Raw genomic sequence first — 23,293 nt, 5'->3', positions numbered from 1 at the left:
GTTCGGCTGCGCGCTCACCGCCGACCTACACGTTGAACAGGAAGTTCATCACGTCGCCATCCTTGACGACGTACTCCTTGCCTTCGCTGCGCATCTTGCCGGCGTCCTTGGCGCCCTGCTCGCCCTTGTACGCAATGAAGTCGTCGTAGGCGATGGTCTGCGCGCGGATGAAGCCGCGTTCGAAGTCGGTGTGGATCACGCCCGCGGCTTGCGGGCCGGTGGCGCCGATGCGCACCGTCCAGGCGCGCACTTCCTTCTCGCCCGCCGTGAAGTAGGTTTGCAGTCCCAGCAGCTTGAAGGCCGCGCGGATCAGGCGATTCAGGCCCGGCTCGTCCTGGCCGATCTCGGCCAGGAAGTCGTGCTTGTCGGCGTCGTCCATCTCGGCGATCTCCGACTCCATCTTCGCGCAGATCACCACCACCGGCGCCTTCTGCGTCTCGGCATACGCGCGCAAGCGGTCCAGGTGGGGGTTGTTCTCGAAGCCGGTCTCGTCGACGTTGCCCACGAACATCGCCGGCTTGGCCGTGATCAGGCACAGGGGCTTGACCAGCTCCTTCTCGTCGTCGCTCAGTGCCAGGCCGCGCACCGGGCGCCCTTCGTTCAGCGCCGCCTGCACCTTGGGCAGCAACTGCATGTACTTGGCCGCCTCCTTGTCGCCGGCGCGCGCCACCTTGCCGTAGCGATGGACGGCCTTCTCCACCGTGCCGAGGTCCGCCAGGCACAGCTCGGTCTGGATCACCTCGATGTCCGACACCGGGTCCACCTTGCCGGCCACGTGCACGACGTTGGCATCCTCGAAGCAGCGCACCACGTTCACGATCGCATCCGTCTCGCGGATGTGGGCCAGGAACTGGTTGCCCAGGCCCTCGCCCTTGCTGGCCCCGGCCACCAGCCCGGCAATATCGACAAACTCGACAATGGCTGGCACGATTCGCTCAGGCTTGACGATGTCGGCGAGGGCCGTGAGGCGTGGATCGGGCAGTTCCACCACCCCGACGTTCGGCTCGATGGTGCAGAAAGGATAGTTTTCAGCGGCAATCCCTGCCTTGGTCAACGCATTGAACAAGGTGGATTTGCCGACGTTGGGCAGACCCACGATCCCGCACTTCAAACTCATGTCAGTTCCTGCAAACGAAGCCGGAAAGTGTATGCGATGGCCCGCCGCAGGGCTGTGGGCTGCCGCTGGCTTGCTGGTGCTGACCTGCCTGGCGCCACTGGCGCACGCCCAGCCCGTACCCGCGGCGCCCCAGCTGCTGACCGACGCGCTCGGCAGCCTGGACTCCGCCCGCATCGCCACCGCCTGGCTGGACCCCCAGGGCAACGCCGGCATCGAGCAGGCCGTGCAGGCGGCTGCCGCCTTCCAGCACGCCCGGGCGGGAACGATGCACCAGCTCGGCCCGGATGCCGCACTCTGGATGCACTTGCGGCTGCAGCGCCCGCCGGGCGAGCGCCAGGCCTGGCTGCTGAAGTTCCCGATGCCGACGCTGGACCACGTCACGGTGTTTCAGCAGGCGCCCCAGGGCTGGACGGCGGAAACGGCGGGCGACACGATCGCGGTGGCCCGCTGGCCCGAACGCGGCCGCTACGCCTTTTTCCGGCTCGAGCTGCCGCCGGGCCAGGCCCGGGACGTGTACGTGCGCATCCAGCACGAAGCGGGGGCCGACTTTCCGGCGCTGCTGGCCACCGCTTCCGCGCACAACGAGCAGGTGCAGCTCGAATACCTGGTGCTCGGCGCCGTGTTCGGCGCGATGCTGCTGCTGATCGTCGCCTGCGCCGCGCGCAGCTGGGTGTACCGCGACCCCGTGTTCGGCTGGTACGGCGTGTATGCGCTGCTCACCAGCCTGGCCGTGGCGTCCTTCACGGGCGTCGCTCCGCACCTGCTGTGGCCGGGCTTCGGCGCGCTGCGCGACGCGCCCACCCCGATGCTGGCCTGCGCGGCCGTCGGTGCGGGGATGCTGTTCGTGCGCACCACCCTGGGCCTGCGGCGGCGCCTGCCGGTGCAGGATGCCGCTGCCCGCGCGATCGGCATCGCGGGGCTGCTGCTCGCCTTGACCCCCGCGCTGTTGCCCAAGTCCATCCACCTGCCACTGGTGGGCGTCTACATGACGGCGGCCAGCGTGACGGCCGTGCTGTTCGCCGCCGCCGCATGGGGACGCGGCGACACCGTCGGCCGCTACGTGCTGGCCGCGCAGCTGCCGATGGTGGTTGCCGTCGTTGCCACCGTGGTCCGGGCCCTGGGCTGGGCCGACGTCCCGTTCGTTTCGCAGTACCTGGTGGTGCTGGGGCTCGCGGTCGAAGTGCCGCTCATGCTGGTGGCGCTGTTCATCCGGGCGCGCGACCGCCATAGCGCCGAGGTCCGCGAGCAGGCCCTGTCCACGCAGGACGCGCTCACCGGGCTGCTGGCGCCGCACCTGTTCCAGGACAGGCTGCGGCAGGTGGTGGCGCGCCATCGCCGCGACGGCGAGAGCGCGGCCATCGTCTACATCGACCTGGTGAACCACGCACGCATCCGCGAAACCTTCGGCGGCGCCGCGGCGGAGCAGAGCCTGCTGCGCAGCGTGATCAAGCTGCGGCGCCTGCTGCGCGACGTGGACACGGTCAGCCGCGTCGGCGAGGCCCGCTTCGGCGTCATCCTCGAAGGCGCATCGTCGCGCGCTTCGGTCACCGAGCGCGCAGCGCGCCTGATCGCCGCCGGGTTGATGCCGCTGCCCGGGCTGAAGCCGGACGTGACGCTGCAATTCCACATCGCGGCGCTGCTGCTGAACGAACGTGCGCTGGAGGCCGACGAGGTGCAGGCGGCGCTCTCGGCGCAGCTGGCCCGCATGTCGCCGCGCACCCGCAGGCCGATCCGCTTCATCGCGCCCGAGCAACAGACGTCCGACCCGCCGGCGGATTCGTCGATCTTCGCGCGCGACCTCGACCCCGGAGGCGACCCCGTCACCAGCGCCCGCAGCCAGCCGGGCCTGACCGCGGTCGGGTAGGCGGGAGGTATGCGTAGGCCGGCGGTTCGCGGTAGGCCGGCGGTGAGCCCGCAGGCGAACCCCGGTGACCGGGGCCGCGCGGCCTCCTATTCGAAGCTGTAGTTCCCCGTCGCCGCCTGCCCCACCCGCAGCGTGCGGTCCACGCCCTCCATCGCGATGACGTTCATGCCGAAAGCCACGGCGCCCTTCAGGCGCTCGCTGCGACGGTAGCCTTGCAGCGTGTCGGTGATGATCGGGTTCGCCTGGGCCGTGGCGGGATCGATGTTGGGAATCGGGCAGCGCGCGCAAGGCTTCACCGGGCGCAGCACGATCGGGCCGTCTCCGGTGGCGATGCGCAGCAGCCCGATGCGGTCCTCGTCGTGCGCTTCCACGCCCTCGATCACGATGTTGGGGCGAAACCTCTCCATGCCGACAGCCTCGTGGCCCTTGGCCGCCAGCTTGGCGTTCAACAGGTCCAGGGAGGCCGTGCTCGCCAGCAGCAGCGGATAGGCGTCGCTGAACTGGTTGGGCGCCTCGACGCCTCCCGTCCAGTCCAGGCTGGCCAGGCGGCGGCCCTCGGGGTCGAATCGCACCAGGCGCACGCGCTGGCCCAGGAAATCGGAAAACCACTGCGACGCGACCGCGCCCATGTCGAAGGCCGCCACTTCGTCGTCCCAGACGCGCACGCGCACCGCCTCTTCGACGGTGTCGATCGCCAGGTGCAGTGCCAGCATGCCCGGCGCCCGCAGCACCACCTCGTTGAACTTGAACTGGGGCCGGATCAGCGCCATGCGCGGCAGCTCGCGCTGGGTGATGAACTCACCGGCGTGGTCCACCACCATCCAGGCGCGGTCCAGGTCCAGGCCGGTCTCGGTCAACAGGGCTTCCTGCACTTCGATACCGGCGCAGGATTTCACCGGATAGATGAACAGGCGGGCGATGCGGGCGGTGAGGTCGGATTCTTGGCTCATGGGGGTGGGTCAGGTGGCAACAGGCGCTGACCCCCCGGATTGTGCCCCGCTCCTACAATCCCTCCATGTCCGCCCCTCTCGACGTATGCATCCGCGGTGCCGGCATCGTGGGCCGCACGCTGGCCTTGCTGCTGGCGCGGGACCGGCTGCGCGTCGGGCTGGTGGAAGGGCCGCCGCCGGCCGATGCGCGCGCGGACGTGCGCGCCTACGCGCTCAACGCTGCCTCCCGCGACCTGTTGCTGCGCCTGCGCGCCTGGCCGGAGGAGCAGCACGCCACGCCGGTGCAGGCCATGGACGTGCGCGGCGACGAGGGCGGCCGGGTGCGCTTCGGCGCCGTGGACGAGCGCGCGCCGGCGCTGGCGTGGATCGTCGAGGTCGAGCCCCTGCTGGCCCGCCTGGCCGAGGCCGTCCGCTTCCAGCCCCAGGTGGAACTGCTGTCGGCACCCCGCGCTGCGGCATTGACGGTGGTGTGCGAGGGTCGGCGCAGCGCGACGCGCGACGAATTCGGCGTGCAGTTCCAGGTGACCTCCTATCCGCAACGCGCCATCGCCGCGCGGCTGGACTGTGAAAAACCGCATGGCGGCGTTGCGTACCAGTGGTTCGACGACGGCCACGTGCTGGCCTTGCTCCCGCTCGGCGGCCCTGCCGGGAACTCGGTGGCGCTGGTGTGGTCCGTCCAGGAGGCGCGCGCCGACGAATTGCTGGCGCTCGGGCCGCCGGAGTTCCAGGCCCGCCTGCAATCCGCCTGCCACGACCAGCTGGGGCGGATGACGCTGACCACCGATCGCGTGGGGTGGCCGCTGCAACGGGCGCAGGCCGACCGCTGGTGCGGCGCCGGCTGGGTGCTGGCCGGCGACGCCGCGCACAATGTCCATCCGCTGGCGGGCCAGGGGCTGAACCTCGGGCTGGCGGATGCCGAGATGCTCGCGCAGGTGCTGCACGAGCGGGAATACTGGCGCAGCCTGGGCGACGAAAAGCTCCTGCGGCGCTATGAACGGGCGCGCAAGGCGGACGTGCTGGCGATAGGCTGGACCACCGACGGGCTGCAGCAGCTCTTCGCCCAGCCCGCCGAGCCGTGGAGCGCGCTGCGCAACTGGGGCATGCGCGGTTTCGACCGCAGCGGGCCATTGAAACACTGGGTGGTGCGGCAGGCCATGGGGCAGGCGCGCCAGCCGAGAACGGGAAGAACATGAAAGCGATCCGCTTCGGGCTGGCTGCGGCCCTGATGGTGCTGGGCCTGGCGGCCGGTGCCCAGCAAAAGAACACGGCCCCCACCGCCGCCAATGCCGGCGCGCAGGTTCCGGCCGCCATCGACGCGCAACTGCGCCGCACCCTGGAGCAGCGCCTGCCCAACATCGGCAAGGTCGACGAGGTCTCCCGTACTCCATGGCCGGGCATGTACGAGGTGCGCGTCGGCAGCGACCTGTTCTATTCGGACGCCGAGGGCAACTACCTGATGATCAACGGCAACCTGCTGGACGTGCGCAACAAGCGCAACCTGACCGAGGAGCGCACCGAGAAGCTGCTGGCGATCGACTTCGAGCAGTTGCCGCTGAAGGACGCCTTCGTCATGGTGCGCGGCAACGGCAAGCGCAAGCTCGCCGTGTTCGAGGATCCGAACTGCGGCTACTGCAAGCGCTTCGAGCGCGACCTGCAGAAGGTGGACAACGTCACCGTCTACCTGTTCCTGTACCCCATCCTCGGGCCCGACTCCACCGAGAAGTCGCGCGGGCACTGGTGCTCCAAGGACAAGCAGAAGTCGTGGCAGGACTGGATGCTGAAGAACGAGGCTCCCGCCAAGGCCGATGCCTCCTGCGACGCGTCCGCGATCGCGCGCAACGTGGAATTCGGCAAGAAGCACAAGATCACCGGCACGCCCACGCTGATCTTCGCCGACGGTTCGCGCGTGCCCGGCGCCATCGCCGCGCCCGAGATCGAGAAGCTGCTGGTGGCCGCCAGCAAGTGACCGCATCGCGTCTTGCCGGCCCGCACTACCGGGTCGAAGCGGCGGATCCCTCCGCCCACCTCTACCAGGTCACGCTGACCATCCCGCAGCCGCAGTCGGCGCAGCGCGTGTCGCTGCCGGCGTGGATCCCCGGCAGCTACATGGTGCGCGAATTCGCGCGCCACCTGCAGAAGCTCACCGCCCGCCAGGACGGCCGGCCGGTGGCGGTGCACCAGAAGGACAAGGCGACGTGGCAGGTGGAGTGCGTGCCCTCCAGTCCGCTGGTGCTGACGTACGAGGTGTACGCCTTCGACAATTCGGTGCGCACCGCGTGGCTGGATGCGCAGCGCGGCTTCTTCAACGGCACCAGCCTGTGCCTGCGGGTCCATGGCCAGGCCCAGGAGCCGCACGAGCTGGAGCTGGTCGCGCCGCGCGACTACCCGCACTGGGAGGCCGCCACCGGGCTGGAGCCGCTGAAGACCGGCAAGCGCGGCTTCGGCACCTACCTGGCCGCCGACTACGACGAGCTGGTGGACTGCCCGGTGGAGCTGGGTCCCTTCTTCAGCGCCGAATTCCGCGCCGGCGGCGTGCCGCACCGCGTGGTGATCGCGGGCGCCGCGCCGTCCTTCGACAGCGACCGGATCGTGGCCGACATGCAGAAGATCTGCGAAGCGCAGGTGCGCTTCTGGCATGACCGCAAGCGCCCGCCGTTCAAGAGCTACCTGTTCATGCTGAATGTCGTGGACGACGGCTACGGCGGCCTCGAGCACGGCAATTCGACGGCCCTGATCGCCTCGCGCCGCGACCTGCCCCGCGTGGGCGAAACCCGGGCCTCGGACGGCTATGTCACGCTGCTGGGCCTCATCAGCCACGAGTACTTCCACACCTGGAACGTCAAGCGCCTGCGGCCGGCGGAGTTCGCGCACTTCGACTACAGCGGGGAGAACTACACGCAGCTGCTCTGGTTCTTCGAGGGCTTCACCAGCTACTACGACGACCTGCTGCTGCGGCGCTGCGGCCTGATCGACGATGCCACCTACCTGAAGCTGCTCACCAAGACCGCCAACCAGGTGTTGCAGACGCCCGGACGCGAGGTGCAGTCGGTGGCGCAGGCGAGCTTCGACGCCTGGGTCAAGTACTACCGGCAGGACGAAAACTCCGCCAACGCCACGGTGAGCTACTACACCAAGGGTGCGTTGGTGGCGCTCTGCTTCGACCTGCTGCTGCGGCAGGAAGGCCATACCGATCTCGACCAGGTGATGCGTGCGCTCTGGACCCGCTGCAAGGGCGGGCCGATGGCGGAGGCGGACTTCGCGGCGGTGCTCAAGGAGCTGGGCGGACGCGCCTTCACGCGCGAGCTGGCGGGCTGGGTGCACGGCACGCGCGAGCTGCCCATGAAGGACCTGCTGGAGGCCCATGGCATCTCCGTGATGGAAGAGCCGGCGCAGCTGCAGCAGCGGCTGGGCGTGCGCGTCACCGAGAGCCAGGGCGTCATCCTCAAGAACGTGCTGCGCGGCGGCGCCGCCGAGCAGGCGGGCTTTGCGGCGAACGACGAATGGGTCGGCGTGGAAGTGGCCGGCGCGGCCTGGCGCCTGGCCAAGCTGGACGACCTGCTGCTGTACGCGGGCGCGCATCGCAAGGTGACGGCGATCGTGTCGCGCGACCGCCGCCTGCTGCGGCTGGACCTGGCCCTGCCCGCCGGCGTCACGACATGGCGGCTCGTGCTGCGCGACGCCGCACGGGCACAGACGTGGCTCGGTCCGCAAGGCTGAAGCTGGCACTGCTGGGGGCCGCGGTCGGTCTCGGCCACCTCGTTGCACTGGAATGGCTCGGTCGCCAGGCCGACGCGCTGTCTGCCTTGCGGGCCATGGCCCCGCCGATGTTGACGCGGCTGCTGCAGCCGGTGAAGCCGCCGCCGGTGGCGAGCGTGGCGCAAGCGCCTGCCGCGCCACGGCGAACGCGGGCCGCCGTGCCGCCGACGCCGCCCGCGTCTTCCCCTGCGCCGAACAATGAGGAGGTACCGCCACCGCAGCCTCAGGCCGCCGCGGTGCAGGAAGCGGAGCCTGCCAGCGAACCCGTCGTGGCGCAGGCGGAGGCGGCGAACGAACCCGTCGTGGCCCAGGCGGAGCCGGCGAGCGACCCCGTCGTGGCGCAGGCGGAGCCGGCGAGCGAACCTGCATCGTCTGCCGTGCCGCCAGCGGCCTCGCTGGACCACTGGCCAGTCGACACCCGCCTCAGCTACGACGTCACCGGCCATTGGCGCGGGCCGCTCTATGGCAATGCGCGCGTGTTGTGGCAGCGCGCGGATGGCAAGTACCAGGTGCGCCTGGACATCGACCTGGGCCTGGTTTCGCAAGTGCTCACCAGCCAGGGGGAGGTGACGCCGCAGGGGCTGCTGCCGCAGGTGTACGAGGAGCAGCGCCCCGGCAAGCGCCGCATCGCGCGCATCGGCGAGCAGGTGGTCACGCTGGAGAACGGCCGCACGTTGCCGCGGCCGGACGGCGTGCAGGACACGGCAAGCCAGTTCGTCGAGCTGTCGCAGCGCTTCGCCACCGGGCAGGACATGCTGGAAGTGGGCCGCACGGTGTCCGTGTGGCTGGCGCGCCCGGGCGGCGTGGACCACTGGACGTACGACATCGTCGAAAAGGAGATGCTGCGGCTGCCGCGCATCGGCGAGGTCGAGGCCTTCCGGCTGGTGCCGCGCCCGATCGACAAGCCGCGCGGCAACTTCACCGCGGAGATGTGGTTCGCGCCCAGCCTGCAGTACCTGCCGGTGCGCATCCGCGTCAACATGGGGACCGAGGCGTGGATCGACTTGATGGTGGAGAAGATCGAGCAGCGCTAGCGATGGCGGGGTCGCTGCGCGAACCCGCCCTACGGGGTGCCGATGATCGCGCCAACGATCACAGCCGCCGCTGGTCCACCACCCGCTTGGCCTTGCCCATGCTGCGCTCGATGCCGCCGGCCGGGCGCAGCTCGATGCGCGCGCTGGTGCCGACGTACACCTTGATCTCGTGGGCCAGCCGGTCCGCGGCGGCCTGCACGTCGCCGTGGTCGTGCGACAGGCCGGCGCCCGCCTCCACCGCCACCGTCAGGCAGTCCAGCGGCCCCTCGCGGGTGAGGATGCACAGGTAGTGCGGCGCCAGCATCGGCTGCTTGAGGATCAGCTCCTCGATCTGCGTCGGGAACACGTTCACGCCGCGCACGATCATCATGTCGTCGCTGCGGCCGGTGATCTTTTCCATGCGCCGCATGGTTCGCGCGGTGCCGGGCAGCAGCCGCGTGAGGTCGCGCGTGCGGTAGCGGATGATCGGCAACGCCTCCTTGGTGAGGCTGGTGAACACCAGTTCGCCGAACTCGCCGTCGGCCACCGGCTGGCCGGTCTCGGGATCGACGATCTCGGGATAGAAGTGGTCCTCCCAGACCGTCGGGCCGTCCTTGGTTTCGACGCACTCGTTGGCCACACCGGGACCCATCACCTCCGACAGGCCATAGATGTCGACGGCCTCGATGTCCAGCCGCTGCTGGATGCTGGCGCGCATGTCGTTGGTCCAGGGCTCGGCGCCGAAGATGCCCAGGCGCAGGCTGCTCTTGCGCGGATCGAGCCCCTGCCGCTCGAATTCATCGGCGATGGCCAGCATGTAGCTGGGCGTCACCATGATGATGTCGGGCCGGAAGTCGTGGATCAACTGCACCTGGCGCTCGGTCTGGCCGCCGCCGAAGGGCACCACGGTCAGGCCCAGCTTCTCGGCGCCGTAGTGCGCTCCCAGCCCGCCGGTGAACAGGCCGTAGCCGTAGCTCACGTGCACCATCTCGCCCGGCCGGGCACCGGCGGCGCGGATGCTGCGCGCCATCACGGTCGACCAGGTCTCGACGTCGTTCCTCGTGTAGCCCACGACCGTGGGCTTGCCGGTGGTTCCGCTGGATGCGTGGATGCGCACGCACTGCTCGCGCGGCACCGCGAACATGCCGAAGGGATAGGCGTCGCGCAGGTCCGACTTGGTGGTGAACGGGAACTTGCGCAGGTCCGCCAGGCTCGCGCAGTCGTCGGGATGCACGCCGGCGGCGTCGAACTTGCGGCGGTAGACGGGCGAGTTGGCATACGCATGCTGCAGCGTCGCCTGCAGCCGCTTGAACTGCAGCGCGCGCAGCTCGTCGACGCTGGCCTTCTCGATGGGCTCGAGCGGAAAAGCCTTCATGACTCCTCCGGGATCACCGTGCCCTGGATGCTGGCGCTCTTGCCGCGGAACACCGCCACGACCTCATCGCGCTGGTTGCGCACCGTCATGTCGTAGATGCCGTGGCGGCCCTGCAGCACCTGCTCCAGGCCCTCGCAGGTGAGCACGTCGTCCAGGTGCGCCGGCTTCAGGAATTCGATGCTGCAGCCCGCCGCCACCGTCACCTTGTTGCGGCTGTTGCAGGCGTAGGCGAAGGTGGAGTCGGCCAGCGTGAAGATCAGCCCGCCGTGGCAGATGCGATGGCCATTGAGCATGGGTGCGCGCACCGCCATGCGCATCACGGCGCGGCCCGGCTCGCAGGCCAGCAGCTCGATCTGCATGAAATCACGGACGGCGGGGTCGACCGCGTACATGGCCTCGCCCACCTTCGTCGCGAGTTCGGCGGGGGACAGCGCCATCACTCCCCCTTGAACTTCGGTGCGCGTTTTTCGCGGAATGCCATGACGCCTTCGATGTAGTCGTGAGTCTTGCCCAGCGCGGACTGCGTGTCGCGTTCCAGGTCCAGTTGCTGGTCCAGGTCGTTCGAGGCGGCCGCGCGCAGCAGCTTGCGCGTCTGCACCAGGGCGGTGGTGGGCATGGTGGCCAGCCGTTGCGCCAGCTTCACGGCGGCCTCGACGACGTCCTGCCCTTCGGCGGCGACGTCCCAGATCATTCCCCACTCCTTGGCGTCCTGCGCCGACACCTTGTCGCCCAGCATCGCGCAGCCCATGGCGCGGGCAAGCCCCAGTTTCTTGATCAGGTACCAGCTGCCGCCGGCGTCCGGCACCAGGCCGATCTTGCCGAAGGCCTGGATGAAGGAGGCGTTCGATGCGGCGACGGCGAGATCGCAGGTCATGGCCAGCGATGCCCCCGCGCCGGCCGCGACGCCGTTGACGGCGGCGACGGTGGGCACTCGCAGCGACACCAGCTTGCGCACGGTGGGATTGAATGCCTGGTCGATCACCGGCCCGGGGTCGGCGCGCTTGACCAGGTCCGGGCCCGGCGCGAAGTCGAACTCGGCGAGATCCGCGCCGGCGCAGAAGCCGCGGCCCGCCCCGGTGATCACCACCGCACGGATGGATTGGTCGGCGTTGACGCGGTCGAGGATGTCCCACAGGTCCTGGTGCATCCGGCGCGTGAAACTGTTGAGCGCCTGCGGGCGGTTCAGCGTGACGATGCCGACGCCGGCGCGGGTTTCGTACAGGACGGTGGCTTCGCTCATGGTGGCTCCTTGCGAGCGAATCTATCACCGGCCGCGCGCGGCCGCGAAGCATGGTTTCCCTTGGGTATAGTTGGCCGCATCGCAGGAGATGACATGGCTTACGAACTGATCGAAGTGCGCACCGAAGCGGGCAAGGTGGGCATCGTCACGCTGAACCGGCAAAAGCAGCTGAACGCGTTGAACGAGCAGCTGATGGACGAGCTGGGCGCCGCGTTGAAAGCCTTCGACGGCGACGACGCGATCGGCTGCATCATCGTGACCGGCAGCGAAAAGGCCTTCGCCGCCGGCGCCGACATCGGCGCCATGGCGACCTACGGCTTCGCCGATGTCTACAAGGGCGACTTCATCACGCGCAACTGGGAGACGATCCGCTCCGTGCGCAAGCCGGTGATCGCCGCGGTGAGCGGTTTCTGCCTGGGCGGCGGCTGCGAGCTGGCCATGTCGTGCGACTTCATCATCGCGGCGGAGAACGCCAGGTTCGGCCAGCCCGAGATCAAGCTGGGGATCATCCCGGGCGCCGGCGGCACGCAGCGGCTGCCGCGCGCGGTGGGCAAGGCCAAGGCGATGGACCTGGTCCTCACCGGCCGCATGATGGATGCGGCGGAGGCGGAGCGTGCCGGCCTCGTCAGCCGGGTGGTGTCGCTGGACAAGATGATGGATGAAGCGCTCGCTGCCGCGCTGGTGATCTGCGACTACTCGCGCATCGCGGTGATGGCGGCCAAGGAGTCCGTGAACCGCGCCTTCGAAAGCAGCCTGTCCGACGGCGTCATGTTCGAGCGCCGGATCTTCCACGCCCTGTTCGCCACCACGGACCAGAAGGAAGGCATGGACGCCTTCGTCACCAAGCGCAAGGCGCAGTTCAAGCACCAGTAGGACCCCGCGGATTGGCTATAATCGAGGGCTCAGGCGCTTTAGCTCAGCCGGTTAGAGCGACGGAATCATAATCCGCAGGTCCGGGGTTCGAATCCCTGAAGCGCCACCAGACAGCCGAAACCCGCACCAGCCCCGCTGCTGCGGGTTTTCTCCTTCTGCGGCCACGCAGTGCATGGGGCGGCCGGGCGCCGCGGAAAGGCAGGCATGACTCTCCCGGTTCTCGCGATCGCGGCCGGCGCTTCGCTGGGTGCCTTGCTGCGCTGGCAGCTCGGTCGCTGGCTCAATGCGCTCGCTCCCTCCATCCCGCCCGGCACGCTGGCCGCCAACCTCGTCGGCGGGTATCTCATCGGCGTCGCCCTCGCGTTCTTTGCCCAGCATCCGGGCCTGTCCCCGGAGTGGCGGCTGTTCGTCATCACCGGGTTCCTCGGAGGGCTGACCACCTTTTCCACGTTTTCGGCCGAAGTCGTCGACAACATCATGCAAGGACAGCTTGCGAGCGCACTTGCCGTCATCGCACTCCACCTGGCGGGCAGCCTGACCCTGACCGCACTCGGCATCGCGACGGTCAGCGGCTTGCGCAGGGCGTCCGGAGCTTGAGGAGGGGCGCGCGCTGCGCGCGCAGGCCACCGATTCGGCGCGAAAACGACGGCAGGCCCATCAAGTAGCCGTGCCCCCGGGTCATCACGATCGGTGATGACCCTCTCATGGAAGCAGCTGTTGCCTCCGGGCGATCGACCTTATAGTGTCCCGCGACGCGACAGGAGGTCCGGATGACACAAGGTGTGCTGCAATTTCCATCCATGAAAGACCGCTGCTCCCCCGAGGAGTGGCAGGCCCGCATCGACCTGGCGGCCTGCTACCGGCTGGTGGACCTCTACGGCATGTCCGACATGATGGCCAACCACATCTCGGTGCGCGTTCCCGGCGAGGAAACCTTCCTGATCAACCCGTACGGGATGATGTACGAAGAGATCACCGCCTCCTGCCTGATCAAGGTGGACCTGGCGGGCAACGTCCTGTCCAAACCCGATTTCGGCACGCTCGGCTACGGCATCAACAAGGCCGGCTACGTGATCCACAGCGCGGTGCACGAGGCCCGGCCCGAGGTCGGCTGCGTGATCCACACCCACAGCTGGGCGTCGATGGCGGTTTCCGCGCTCGACTGCGGGCTGCTGCCCATCACGCAGACCGCGATGCGCTTCCTGAAGATCGGATACCACGAGTACGAAGGCGTGGTGCTGAACGACAACGAGAAGGAGTCCCTGGTGCGCGACCTGGGCCAGGGCGAGGCCGTGATCCTGCGCAACCACGGCGCGCTGGTGGTCGGGCGCACCGCGGGGGAGACTTTCAACTGGACGCACCGTCTCGAGTTGGCGTGCCGCTCGCAGATCGCCGCCATGTCGTGCAACACCAAGCTGCGCGCCGTGCCGCAGCACGTGATGGAAGAAACCTGGAACAACTACCAGCCGGGAACACGACGCCCCTACGGACTGATGGAGTGGCCCGCGTTGCTGCGCAAGCTGGACCGGCTGGATCCCAGCTACCGGACCTGATAACCCAAGACAAGGAAACAAGAATGCAATTCCCCTTCCGCACCGGCAGGCGCGCCGTGCTGGCCGCCGCGGTGGTCGTGGCGCTGCCCGGCGCATGGGCGCAGGCCGACTATCCCGCCAAGCCCGTGAAGGTGATCGTCGCCTTCACCGCCGGCGGCACCACGGACATCCTCACCCGCGCCGTCAGCCAGAAGCTCACCGAGCGGCTCAAGCAAACCTTCGTGGTCGACAACAAGCCCGGCGCCGGCGGCAACCTGGGCACCGAGCTGGCCGCGCGGTCGGCGCCGGATGGCTACACGCTGATCGTCAACTCGGTGGGTCCCATCGCAGTCAACCCGACGCTCTACAAGAAGCTGGCCGTCAATCCGCTGACCGAACTGGTGCCCGTGGTGCAGATCGCGGACGTGCCCAACGTGCTGGTGGTGCACCCGTCGGTGCCGGCCAAGACCGTCGACGAGCTGGTCGCTTACGCCAAGGCCAACCCGGGCAAGTTGAATTACGGTTCGACCGGCATCGGCACCTCCTCCCATCTCTCGGGCTTCATGCTCGCCAAGCGCACCGGGGCCGACTACACGCACATTCCTTACAAGGGCGCCGAGGCGCTGAAGGACCTGCTGGCCGGGCGCGTCCAGTTCATGTTCGCGACGATCCCGTCGGTGATCCAGCACATCCACTCCGGCGGACTGCGGGCGGTGGCCGTGACCAGCGCGGCGCGCTCCCGCTCCATGCCCAGCGTGCCGACGGTGATCGAGAGCGGTTATCCCGGCTTCGAGGCCGGGTCGTGGTTCGGCTTCTTCGTGCCCAAGGGGACGCCGGAGCCGGTGATCGCGGCGCTGAACAAGGCGGTCAACGAGTCGCTGCCTTCGCTGCAGGAGCAACTGGTGCGCGAGGGCGCGGACCCCGTCGGCGGCTCGCCGCAGCAGTTCGGCCAGTTCGTCCAGAAGGAATTCGAGAAGTGGCGCGTGATCGTGCGCGAATCGGGAGCGACGGCGGATTGAACGCAACGCCGCTGCGCATCCTGATGTCGGGGCGAGCGGCCGCGCAGCTGGCCGAGCCGGTGCAGCGCGTGCTCGGGAACCGGGCGCACGCGTTGATCGCGCCCGACGATCCGCAAGCGGCATGGGCGGACGTGGCGTTCGTGTCGCGCGACGTCACCGGCGCCTCCACCAAGCATCGCGTCCTGCCGCCGACGCAGCAGATGTACGACGCCTTGCTGCGAGCCGAGCGACTGCAGTGGGTGCACATCCACAGCGCGGGCGCTGACCGGCCCGTGTACGTGGCGCTGCAGGAACGCGGCGTGCCGATCGCCACGTCTTCCGGCGCCAACGCACCCGTCGTCGCGCAGTCGGCGCTGCTCGGCCTGCTGGCGCTGGCGCGCCACTGGCCGCTGCTGCTGGCGGCGCAGCGGCGGCACGAATGGGCGCCCCTCATCACCAGCGGCCTGCCACGCGACCTGCACGGCCAGACGGCGGTGGTGGTCGGCTGGGGACCCGTGGGCCGCGAGATCGGTCGCTTGCTGCAGGCCATCGGCCTGTCGCTGATCGTCGTGCGCCGCACCGCGGCGGCGCCCAGGCCCGGCATGCGCACCGTCTGCGACACTGAATTGCACGAAGTGTTGCCCCGCGCGGACTGGCTGGTCTTGGCCTGTCCGCTGACGCAGCGTACCGAAGGCCTGGTGGGTGCGCGCGAGCTGGCGCTGCTGCCGTCGCACTGCGGCATCGTCAACGTCGCGCGGGGTGAAGTGATCGTGCAGGAAGCGCTGGTCGAAGCCCTCCGCGGCCGCCGCATCGCCGGCGCCTACCTCGACGTGTTCGCGTACGAGCCGCTGCCGGCGGACTCGCCGTTGTGGGACCTGCCGAACGTGATCCTGACGCCGCACAGCGCCGGTTTCTCGGACGGCAACGCGGAGCGCGTGGCGCGCATGTTCCTCGACAACCTCGGCCGCTGGTCCCGCGGCGAGGCGCTTGCGAACCTCGCACGGCCCGTGGCCTCCTGAGCGCGGGAGTCAGCGTGCCGGTTCGGCCGTGCCCCGCAGGCCCGCCCGCCGCACCGCCCGGTCCAGTTCGCCGTTGCGTTGCACGTCCTGCGTGAAGTCGCGCAGGAACGGCAGGCCGGCTTCGCGTCCCTTCGGGATGCCCGGTGCAAGGTGTTCGGTGCCCCAGCGGCCTTCGAGCAGGCGGGAGCCCGGCAACTTGTCCGCCATCTCGAACAGGATCGCCTTGTTGGTGGCAAAGCCGTCGATCTCTCCGGCCTGCAGCGCAGCGCGCGCCACGTCCAGCGAGGGATAGCTGCGCACGGCGGCCTGCTTCAGCTGGTTGCCCAGCACGCGCTCGGAGGAGCTGCCTTGGCTGACGCCGACGCTCACCCCGGGCGTATCCAGCCGCGTGATGGCCGGGATGCGTGACGCCGGCGTCACCAGCACGCCGAGCTCCAGGTCCACCAGGGTGGGCGCGAAGTCGACGAGCCGCGCGCGTTCGGCGGTGGCGTTGGTGATCAGGAAGTCCGCCTCGCCACGCTGGACCGCGGTGAGCGACTCGGCCAGCCGGGGGAACACGACGATGCGCGCCGGCACGCCGAGCCGGCTGGCCAGCGAGCGGCCCAGGTCCACCGACACACCGCGCATGTTCTCCGGCGCCGCCTGCTCCACCAGCGACGTGGGGCTGCCCGGATAGACCGCCACCCGCAGCGTGCCGGTGGGCGCGAGCACGCGGACGACCTCCGCGGGCGCGGGCGGGGCGGCCGGCCGCACCGGCACGGCGCAGCCGGCCAGCGCTGTCGTGGCGACGAGCGCGGCAAGCAGTGCGCGGCGACGCAGGACGGGGGCAGCAAGCATGGTTTTCATGCGCCGATTATCATCGCCGCCACCCATTTCACGGAGCCGCGATGCCGCCTCGCCTGACCGCCCAGGACTTCGACCAGGAACTGCTGATCCTCTTCGATGCCTACGTGCACGGAGCGGTCGACCGGCGCGGCTTCCTGGGCCAGGCCCAGCGTTTCGCCAAGGCGGGCGTCACGGCCGCCGGCCTGCTGGCCGCGCTCAGCCCCAATTTCGCGGCGGGCCAGCAGGTCAAGCCGGACGACGCACGCCTGCGGGCCGAAAACGTGACGGTGCCTTCGCCCACCGGCCACGGCAGCATCAAGGGCTACCTGGTGCGCCCCGCATCCGCCGGCGCCACGCGACTGCCGACCGTGCTGGTGATCCACGAAAACCGCGGCCTCAACCCGCACATCGAAGACATCGCGCGGCGCCTGGCGCTCGACGGCTTCATGGCCTTCGCGCCCGACGCGTTGACGCCGGTGGGCGGCTACCCGGGCGACGAGGACAAGGCGCGCACCGCGTTCGCGACGCTGGACCAGGTCAAGACACGCCAGGACTTCCTGGCCGCCGCGGCATGGCTGCGCGCCCGCAAAGACGGCAACGGCAAGATGGGCGCGGTGGGCTTCTGCTACGGCGGCGGCATGGCGCACTGGCTGGCGACGCAACTGCCCGACCTGAACGCCTCCGTGCCCTTCTACGGCAACTCCCCAGCCCCGGAAGACGCGGCCAAGGTGCGCTCGCCCCTGCTCGTGCACCTGGCCGGCGTGGACGAGCGCATCAACGCGGCGTGGCCGGCTTACGAGGCTGCGTTGAAGGCGGCCGGCACGAAGTACGCGGTGCATCAGTACGCGGGCACCCAGCACGGCTTCAACAACGACACCACGCCGCGCTACGACGCCGCGGCCGCGCAACAGGCCTGGTCCCGCACCGTCGGCTTCTTCCGGACGAACCTGGCTTGAAACGGCCCTCGGCTAAAATGGGCGGATAACAACGCCCCGCGTTGACACCCAAGGCACTGTCCCGCACAGTGCCTTTGTCATTGCAGCCTCTGGATCTACACCATGAACCGCTGGACCCGTTTCCTGATCGCCGCCCTCGCCTGGGCCGCCGCCGGCGCCTTTGCGCAGCAACCGCCGCCACCGCTGTCGCCCGGCCAGCCCACGCTGAGGCGGGAGGCGCCGCGCGACGTCAAGCCCGCCATCATCACCGTGAGCGCCACCCCGCCGATCATCGCGGTGGACGGCGTTCCTGACCGGCTCTCGCCCGGCGCGCGCATCCGTGATCGCAACAACATGCTCATGCTGACCGGCCAGGTGGCCGGCAAGACGCTGTACACGGTGTACAAGCGCGACGCGTCCGGCATGGTGCACGAGGTGTGGCTGCTGAACCAGGAAGAGTACGCCAAGGTGGGCGGCAACTCGTATGGGGACGGCCAGGGGTACCTGCGCTTCTACGAGCTGCTCAACCTGGTCTGGGCCAACCGCCACCTCATCAGCCCGCTCATCCCGTGAACAACCCCATGAAAAAGGTCTACATCAAGACCTTCGGCTGCCAGATGAACGAGTACGACTCGGACAAGATGGCGGACGTGATGAAGGCGGCGGAGGGCTACGAGCCCACGCAGGATCCGGAGCAGGCCGACCTGATCCTCTTCAACACCTGCTCGGTGCGCGAGAAGGCGCAGGAGAAGGTGTTCTCCGATCTCGGGCGCGTCAAGCACCTCAAGAGCAAGGGCGTGCTGATCGGGGTGGGCGGCTGCGTCGCCAGCCAGGAAGGCGCGGCCATCATCGCCCGCGCCCCGTACGTCGACGTGGTGTTCGGCCCGCAGACGCTCCACCGGCTGCCCGAGCTGCTGGCGGCGCGCCAGCGCCAGCAGCGCCCGCAGGTGGACATCAGCTTCCCCGAAATCGAGAAGTTCGACCACCTGCCGCCGGCGCGGGTGGATGGCGCCGCCGCCTTCGTCTCCATCATGGAAGGCTGCTCCAAGTACTGCAGCTACTGCGTGGTGCCCTATACACGCGGCGAGGAAGTGTCGCGCCCGTTCGACGACGTGCTGGTCGAGGTCGCCGGGCTGGCCGACCAGGGCGTCAAGGAAGTGACGCTGCTCGGGCAGAACGTCAACGCGTACCGCGGGAAGATGAGCAACACGGCCGACATCGCCGACTTCGCGTTGCTGATCGAGTACGTGGCCGAGATTCCCGGCATCGAGCGCATCCGGTACACCACCAGCCACCCGAACGAATTCACGCAGCGCCTCATCGACGTCTATGCCAGGGTTCCGAAGCTGGTGAGCCACCTGCACCTGCCGGTGCAGCACGGCAGCGACCGCATCCTGATGGCCATGAAGCGTGGCTACACCGTCATGGAATACAAGAGCATCATCCGCAAGCTGCGTGCCGTGCGGCCGCAGTTGTCGCTCTCCACCGATTTCATCGTCGGCTTTCCGGGGGAGACGGAAGAGGACTTCGCGAAGATGATGAAGCTGGTGGCGGACGTCGGCTATGACGCCAGCTTCTCGTTCATCTTCAGCCCGCGCCCGGGCACGCCCGCGGCCACGCTGCACGACGAAACGCCCCACGAGGTGAAGCTCAAGCGCCTGCAGCACCTGCAGGCCGTGCTGGAAGAGAACGTGCGACGCATCAGCGCCAGCCGCCTCGGCACCGTGCAGCGCATCCTGGTCGAAGGCCGGTCCCGCAAGGATGCGAACGAGTTGATGGGGCGCACCGAGTGCAACCGCATCGTCAACTTCCCCGGGCCGGCGCGCCTGGTCGGCCAGATGGTGGATGTGACGATCACCGAGGCGCTGCCGCACTCGCTGCGGGCGGAAGTGGCGGTCTCCGAGACCTTGGCGGCCTGAGAAGCGCGAACGGGCAACCGGACGCAGAAGGCGCAGAAACTACGCAGAAGACGCAAAAGAAACCGATCCAGGTTTTGGATGTCCTTTTGCGGCTTCTGCGTAACTTTTGCGCCTTCTGCGTCCGGCTGTTGGGTTTACTCGATGCGCGCGCCGCTGGCCTTCACCAGCACGCCGGCCGACTCGTAGTCCGCCCGCAGCAGCTTCTGGAATTCGTCGACCGACATCGTGCCGGGTTCCACGCCGACATTGGCCAGGCGTTCCTGCACCGCCGGCATCGCCAGCACTTTCTGCATCGCCGCGTTGATCTTCTCGGCCTCCGCACGCGGCAGCGACGCGGGCGCGAGAACGCCGATCCAGGAATCGAACTTGTACCCGGGCACGCCGGCCTCGGCCACCGTCGGCAGTTCCGGCATGAACTTGGAGCGCTGCGCGCCCGTGTACGCCAGGATCTTCATGCGCGAATCGTTCTTGAATCCCATCACGCCGATCAGAGACGACGTCACGCCGTGCACGCGGCCGGCCAGCACCTCGTTGACCGCATCGCCGGTCGACTTCATCGGCACGTGCTGCATGTCCAGGCCCGCACGGGCCAGGAAATAGGCCATGCCCAGGTGGGTGGCGCTGCCGTTGCCGGCGGAGCCGTAGTTCAGCTTGCCGGGCTGCGACTTCACCAGCTTCACGTAATCCGCCAGCGAATTCACGCCGATGTTTCCGGGCGCGGCGATCACGTAGCCCGTGGTGCCGACGTAGGCCACGCCGACGAAGTCCTTGATCGGGTCGTACGGCAGCTTGCTGTACAGGTGCCCCGCCAGCGTGTGGCTGGCGGCGGCCAGCACCAGCGTGTTGTTGTCGGTGGCCTTGGCCGCGGCGCCCGTGCCGACGGTGCCGCCGGCGCCCGCCCGGTTCTCGACGATCACCGAGGCGCCGAGAACCTGCCCCAGTTCGGCGTTGAAGGTGCGCGCGATGGTGTCCTGCACCGCGCCGGGGCCGAACGGCACGACGATCTTGATCACGCGCTGCGCGAACGCCGGCGTGGCCGTGGCGGCGGCGAGGACCAGCGCGACGGCGGCGCTGCGGAAATGGGTCAACTGCATGGATGCTCCTAGGTTCAGGCTTGCGCCAGCCACTTTTGCGCCAACCGCACGAAGTAACTGGCGCCGATGGGAATGATCTCGTCGTTGAAGTCGAACGAGGTGTTGTGGATGATGCAAGGACCGGGCCCGTGGTCCGGCATCCGGTGGCCGCCGTCGCCGTTGCCGATGAAGGCGTAGCAACCGGGACGCACGCGCAGCATGTGCGCGAAATCCTCGGCCGCCAGCACCGCCGGGAACTCGTCGTCCACGTGCTCGGCGCCCACCACTTCGCGCATCACCTGCGCGGCGAAGCGCGCTTCGCGCTCGTGGTTCACCACCGGCGGGGAGGCGCGGCGGAATGCGATCTCCGCGCGGCAACCGTGCGCAGCCGCGATGCCGTCGGCCAGGCGCCGCAGGCCGCTTTCGATCTTGTCGGTGGCCTCGACCGAGAAGGTGCGCACCGTGCCGCCGACCCATGCTTCGTCGGGGATCACGTTGGGCGCACCGGAGCCCTGGATCTGGGTCACCGCGAGCAGTGCCCGCTGGGTGGAGGGGATGACCTTGGCCACCAGGGTCTGCAGTTGCTGGCCGAGGTCGATGGCGGCCGCCACGGGGTCGATGCCCGTATGCGGCTGCGATGCGTGGGTGCCGCGGCCATGCAGCGTGACTTTCCAGGTATTGCTGGAAGCCATCAGGGCGCCCTGGTTGAGCGCAAACGAGCCCGTCGGAACCGAGAAGTTGTGCAGCGCGAAGATGGCCTCGCAGGGGAAGCGGTCGAACAGTCCTTCCTGCACCATCTTCAGCGCGCCGGCCTTGCCCATCTCCTCGGCCGGCTGGAAGATGAAGTGGACCGTGCCGTCGAAGTCGCGTGCCTTCGACAGGTGCCAGGCGGCGGCCAGCAGCATGGTCGTGTGGCCGTCGTGCCCGCAGGCGTGCATGCGGCCGTCGTGCTGCGAGCGGTGCGCGAAGTGGTTTTCTTCCTGCAGCGGCAGCGCGTCGAGGTCTGCCCGCAGGCCGATGGAGCGCTTGCCGTTGCCGCAGCGCAGGACACCGACCACGCCGGTGCCGGCGATGCCGGTGTGCGTCTCGATGCCCCACTCGCGCAGGAGGTCGGCGACGATCTTCGAAGTGCGGTGCTCCTCGAAGCCGAGTTCAGGATGCGCGTGGATGTCGCGCCGCAGCGCGCGAAAGCGCGAGATGTCGGCGAAGCTGTCGACGAGGTTCAAGTTGGGCACTCCGGAATAGAGGGTCAGTATAGGAAGGATTTGAATGCGGACAGCCGGACGCAGAAGGCGCAGAAGTTACGCAGAAGACGCAGAAAAAACCAAGAAAAGGTTTTGGATTCCTTTTGCGACTTCTGCGTAACTTCTGCGCCTTCTGCGTCCGCTGTTCGGCTGTCCGCTTTCAGAACGGCATCTTGGGCATCCCGCCCTTGCCGCCGCCCCCCAGCCGCTTCATGAGCTTCATCATGCCGCCGCCCTTCATCTTCTTCATCATCGTCTGCATCTGCTCGAACTCGTTGAGCAGCCGGTTCACTTCCTGCACCTGAACGCCCGCGCCGGCGGCGATGCGGCGCTTGCGGGTGGCCTTGATGATGTCGGGCTTGCGGCGCTCCAGCTTGGTCATGCTGGAGATGATCCCTTCCTTGCGGCGGATGTCGCGCTCGGCCTTGCCCATGTCCACCTGGCCGGCCTTGGCCTGCATCTGCGCGGGCATCTTGTCCATCAGGTTCTGCAGGCCGCCCATCTGCTTCATCTGCTGCAACTGCATCAGGAAGTCGTTCAGGTCGAAGCCCTCGCCGCTCTTCACCTTGGCGGCCAGCTTCTGCGCCGACTCCATGTTCACGCCGGCCTGCACCTGCTCGACCAGCGCCACGATGTCGCCCATGCCGAGGATGCGGCCGGCATGGCGCTCGGCATCGAACACCTCGAGGCCGTCGATCTTCTCGCTGACCCCGGCGAACTTGATCGGCGCGCCGGTGATCTGCCGCACCGACAAGGCGGCGCCGCCGCGTGAATCGCCATCCAGCTTGGTCAGCACGATGCCCGTGAGCGGCAGCGCCTCCTTGAACGCCTTGGCGGTGTTCACCGCGTCCTGGCCCTGCATCGCGTCCACCACGAACAGCGTCTCCACCGGGTTCAGGATGGCGTGCAGCTCCTTGATTTCGCGCATCAGCACTTCGTCGATGGCCAGCCGGCCGGCGGTGTCGACCAGCAGCACGTCGAAGTACTGCTTGCGCGCATGGTCCAGCGCGGCGCGCGCGATGTCCGCCGGCTTCTGGTCCGGCGAACTGGGAAACCACTCGGCGCCGGCCTGCTTCGTCACGGTCTTCAGCTGCTCGATGGCGGCGGGCCGGTAGACGTCGCCGGACACCGTGAGCACCTTCTTCTTGCGCTTTTCGATCAGGTGCTTGGCCAGCTTCGCGGTGGTCGTGGTCTTGCCGGCGCCCTGCAGGCCGGCCATCAGGATCACCGCCGGCGGCTGCGCCGCCAGGTTGATGTCGCTGATGCCGGCGCCCATGGTGGCCACCAGTTCGCGGTGGACGATGCCCACCAGCGCCTGCCCGGGGTTGAGCGAGCCCACCACCTCCTGGCCCAGCGCCTTCTCCTTGACCCGCGCGATGAAGTCGCGCACCACCGGCAGCGCGACGTCCGCCTCCAGCAGCGCCATGCGCACCTCGCGCAGCATCTCCTGCACGTTGTCTTCGGTGATGCGGGCCTGGCCCCGCATCTGCTTGACCAGGCGGGACAGTTTGTCGGAAAGGGCGGAGGTGGCCATGGGCTGGAGTGAGTGGGGGTTGCGCC

22 protein-coding genes and 1 tRNA gene are annotated in these 23,293 nt (G+C 68.8%); 14 read left to right on the top strand and 9 right to left on the bottom strand.

Annotated elements, in window-relative coordinates:
- Positions 1–25 precede the first annotated feature (25 nt).
- Positions 26–1,117, bottom strand: a complete 1,092-nt coding sequence (gene ychF / locus WG902_RS06750) for a redox-regulated ATPase YchF (RefSeq protein ID WP_340059182.1) — start codon at positions 1,115–1,117, stop codon at positions 26–28.
- Between the two features lie 31 nt (positions 1,118–1,148).
- On the opposite strand from ychF, the gene WG902_RS06745 reads away from it, so the two are divergent.
- Positions 1,149–2,981, top strand: a complete 1,833-nt coding sequence (locus WG902_RS06745; protein ID WP_340059181.1) for a 7TM diverse intracellular signaling domain-containing protein — start codon at positions 1,149–1,151, stop codon at positions 2,979–2,981.
- 86 nt (positions 2,982–3,067) lie between these two features.
- Here the strand turns inward: WG902_RS06745 and WG902_RS06740 are convergent, their stop codons facing one another.
- Positions 3,068–3,931 carry an MOSC domain-containing protein gene (locus tag WG902_RS06740; protein WP_340059180.1) on the bottom strand — a complete coding sequence of 288 codons (864 nt, stop codon included), beginning with the start codon at positions 3,929–3,931 and terminating at the stop codon, positions 3,068–3,070.
- Positions 3,932–3,996: 65 nt separating this feature from the next.
- Here WG902_RS06740 and WG902_RS06735 point away from each other — a divergent pair, with 65 nt between their 5' ends.
- From WG902_RS06735 to WG902_RS06720, 4 genes are read left to right on the top strand one after another with little or no spacing between them, the layout of a single operon-like run.
- A complete protein-coding gene (locus WG902_RS06735) occupies positions 3,997–5,124 on the top strand; it encodes an FAD-dependent monooxygenase (protein WP_340059179.1) in 1,128 nt (375 codons plus the stop codon).
- A complete protein-coding gene (locus tag WG902_RS06730; protein WP_340059178.1) occupies positions 5,121–5,897 on the top strand; it encodes a DsbC family protein in 777 nt (258 codons plus the stop codon). Before WG902_RS06735 ends, WG902_RS06730 begins: the two co-directional genes overlap by 4 nt.
- Positions 5,894–7,648 carry a M61 family metallopeptidase gene (locus WG902_RS06725; protein ID WP_340059177.1) on the top strand — a complete coding sequence of 585 codons (1,755 nt, stop codon included), beginning with the start codon at positions 5,894–5,896 and terminating at the stop codon, positions 7,646–7,648. Before WG902_RS06730 ends, WG902_RS06725 begins: the two co-directional genes overlap by 4 nt.
- Positions 7,627–8,721 carry a DUF3108 domain-containing protein gene (locus WG902_RS06720; RefSeq protein WP_340059176.1) on the top strand — a complete coding sequence of 365 codons (1,095 nt, stop codon included), beginning with the start codon at positions 7,627–7,629 and terminating at the stop codon, positions 8,719–8,721. Before WG902_RS06725 ends, WG902_RS06720 begins: the two co-directional genes overlap by 22 nt.
- 58 nt (positions 8,722–8,779) lie before the next feature.
- Here the strand turns inward: WG902_RS06720 and paaK are convergent, their stop codons facing one another.
- The 3 genes from paaK to WG902_RS06705 are packed head-to-tail and all read right to left on the bottom strand — an operon-like array spanning position 8,780 to position 11,315.
- Positions 8,780–10,075: a phenylacetate--CoA ligase PaaK gene (paaK, locus tag WG902_RS06715; protein ID WP_340059175.1), complete on the bottom strand. Its 1,296-nt coding sequence runs from the start codon at positions 10,073–10,075 to the stop codon at positions 8,780–8,782.
- Entirely contained in the window at positions 10,072–10,512 is a 441-nt protein-coding gene (gene paaI, locus WG902_RS06710; protein WP_445263657.1) for a hydroxyphenylacetyl-CoA thioesterase PaaI, read from the bottom strand. The genes paaK and paaI overlap by 4 nt, the downstream gene beginning before the upstream one ends.
- Positions 10,512–11,315: an enoyl-CoA hydratase-related protein gene (locus WG902_RS06705; RefSeq protein ID WP_340059174.1), complete on the bottom strand. Its 804-nt coding sequence runs from the start codon at positions 11,313–11,315 to the stop codon at positions 10,512–10,514. The genes paaI and WG902_RS06705 overlap by 1 nt, the downstream gene beginning before the upstream one ends.
- Positions 11,316–11,408: 93 nt before the next feature.
- Between WG902_RS06705 and WG902_RS06700 the strand changes: the two genes are divergently transcribed.
- The 6 genes from WG902_RS06700 (at position 11,409) to WG902_RS06675 (ending at position 15,737) form a co-directional block, all read left to right on the top strand.
- Positions 11,409–12,188, top strand: coding sequence for an enoyl-CoA hydratase (locus tag WG902_RS06700; RefSeq protein ID WP_340059173.1), 780 nt, complete (start codon positions 11,409–11,411; stop codon positions 12,186–12,188).
- A gap of 32 nt (positions 12,189–12,220) precedes the next feature.
- A tRNA-Met gene (locus WG902_RS06695) sits at positions 12,221–12,297 on the top strand.
- Between the two features lie 95 nt (positions 12,298–12,392).
- A complete protein-coding gene (gene crcB, locus WG902_RS06690) occupies positions 12,393–12,785 on the top strand; it encodes a fluoride efflux transporter CrcB (RefSeq protein ID WP_340059172.1) in 393 nt (130 codons plus the stop codon).
- Between the two features lie 173 nt (positions 12,786–12,958).
- Positions 12,959–13,741, top strand: a complete 783-nt coding sequence (locus tag WG902_RS06685) for a class II aldolase/adducin family protein (RefSeq protein ID WP_340059171.1) — start codon at positions 12,959–12,961, stop codon at positions 13,739–13,741.
- A gap of 23 nt (positions 13,742–13,764) precedes the next feature.
- Positions 13,765–14,739, top strand: a complete 975-nt coding sequence (locus WG902_RS06680; protein WP_340059170.1) for a Bug family tripartite tricarboxylate transporter substrate binding protein — start codon at positions 13,765–13,767, stop codon at positions 14,737–14,739.
- 23 nt (positions 14,740–14,762) lie between these two features.
- The gene (locus tag WG902_RS06675) at positions 14,763–15,737 is read left to right on the top strand and encodes a D-2-hydroxyacid dehydrogenase (protein ID WP_445263669.1); all 975 of its coding nucleotides are present in this window, start codon (positions 14,763–14,765) and stop codon (positions 15,735–15,737) included.
- A gap of 9 nt (positions 15,738–15,746) precedes the next feature.
- On the opposite strand, the gene WG902_RS06670 is transcribed toward WG902_RS06675, so the two are convergent.
- Complete coding sequence (locus WG902_RS06670; protein ID WP_340059168.1) at positions 15,747–16,583, bottom strand: transporter substrate-binding domain-containing protein; 837 nt, start codon at positions 16,581–16,583, stop codon at positions 15,747–15,749.
- A 41-nt stretch (positions 16,584–16,624) separates the two neighbouring features.
- On the opposite strand from WG902_RS06670, the gene WG902_RS06665 reads away from it, so the two are divergent.
- The 3 genes from WG902_RS06665 (at position 16,625) to miaB (ending at position 19,416) form a co-directional block, all read left to right on the top strand.
- On the top strand, positions 16,625–17,518 hold the full coding sequence (locus WG902_RS06665) for a dienelactone hydrolase family protein (protein WP_340059167.1): 894 nt from the start codon (positions 16,625–16,627) through the stop codon (positions 17,516–17,518).
- A 102-nt stretch (positions 17,519–17,620) separates the two neighbouring features.
- A complete protein-coding gene (locus WG902_RS06660; protein WP_340059166.1) occupies positions 17,621–18,070 on the top strand; it encodes a hypothetical protein in 450 nt (149 codons plus the stop codon).
- 8 nt (positions 18,071–18,078) lie between these two features.
- A complete protein-coding gene (gene miaB, locus WG902_RS06655; RefSeq protein WP_340059165.1) occupies positions 18,079–19,416 on the top strand; it encodes a tRNA (N6-isopentenyl adenosine(37)-C2)-methylthiotransferase MiaB in 1,338 nt (445 codons plus the stop codon).
- 134 nt (positions 19,417–19,550) lie between these two features.
- Here miaB and WG902_RS06650 read toward each other — a convergent pair whose 3' ends face one another.
- The 3 genes from WG902_RS06650 to ffh form a co-directional block, all read right to left on the bottom strand.
- Positions 19,551–20,510 carry a tripartite tricarboxylate transporter substrate-binding protein gene (locus WG902_RS06650; protein ID WP_340059164.1) on the bottom strand — a complete coding sequence of 320 codons (960 nt, stop codon included), beginning with the start codon at positions 20,508–20,510 and terminating at the stop codon, positions 19,551–19,553.
- 14 nt (positions 20,511–20,524) lie between these two features.
- Positions 20,525–21,715 (bottom strand): M20 aminoacylase family protein, encoded by a 1,191-nt coding sequence (locus WG902_RS06645; protein WP_340059163.1) that lies wholly within the window; start codon positions 21,713–21,715, stop codon positions 20,525–20,527.
- 178 nt (positions 21,716–21,893) lie between these two features.
- On the bottom strand, positions 21,894–23,267 hold the full coding sequence (gene ffh, locus WG902_RS06640; protein ID WP_340059162.1) for a signal recognition particle protein: 1,374 nt from the start codon (positions 23,265–23,267) through the stop codon (positions 21,894–21,896).
- Between the last annotated feature and the right edge of the window lie 26 nt (positions 23,268–23,293).

The sequence above is a fragment of the Ramlibacter sp. PS3R-8 genome (genome assembly GCF_037572435.1).
Taxonomy (GTDB): domain Bacteria; phylum Pseudomonadota; class Gammaproteobacteria; order Burkholderiales; family Burkholderiaceae_C; genus Ramlibacter.
Note: the sequence above shows the minus strand (reverse complement) of the source record. Positions and strands in the feature narration are given on the sequence as shown.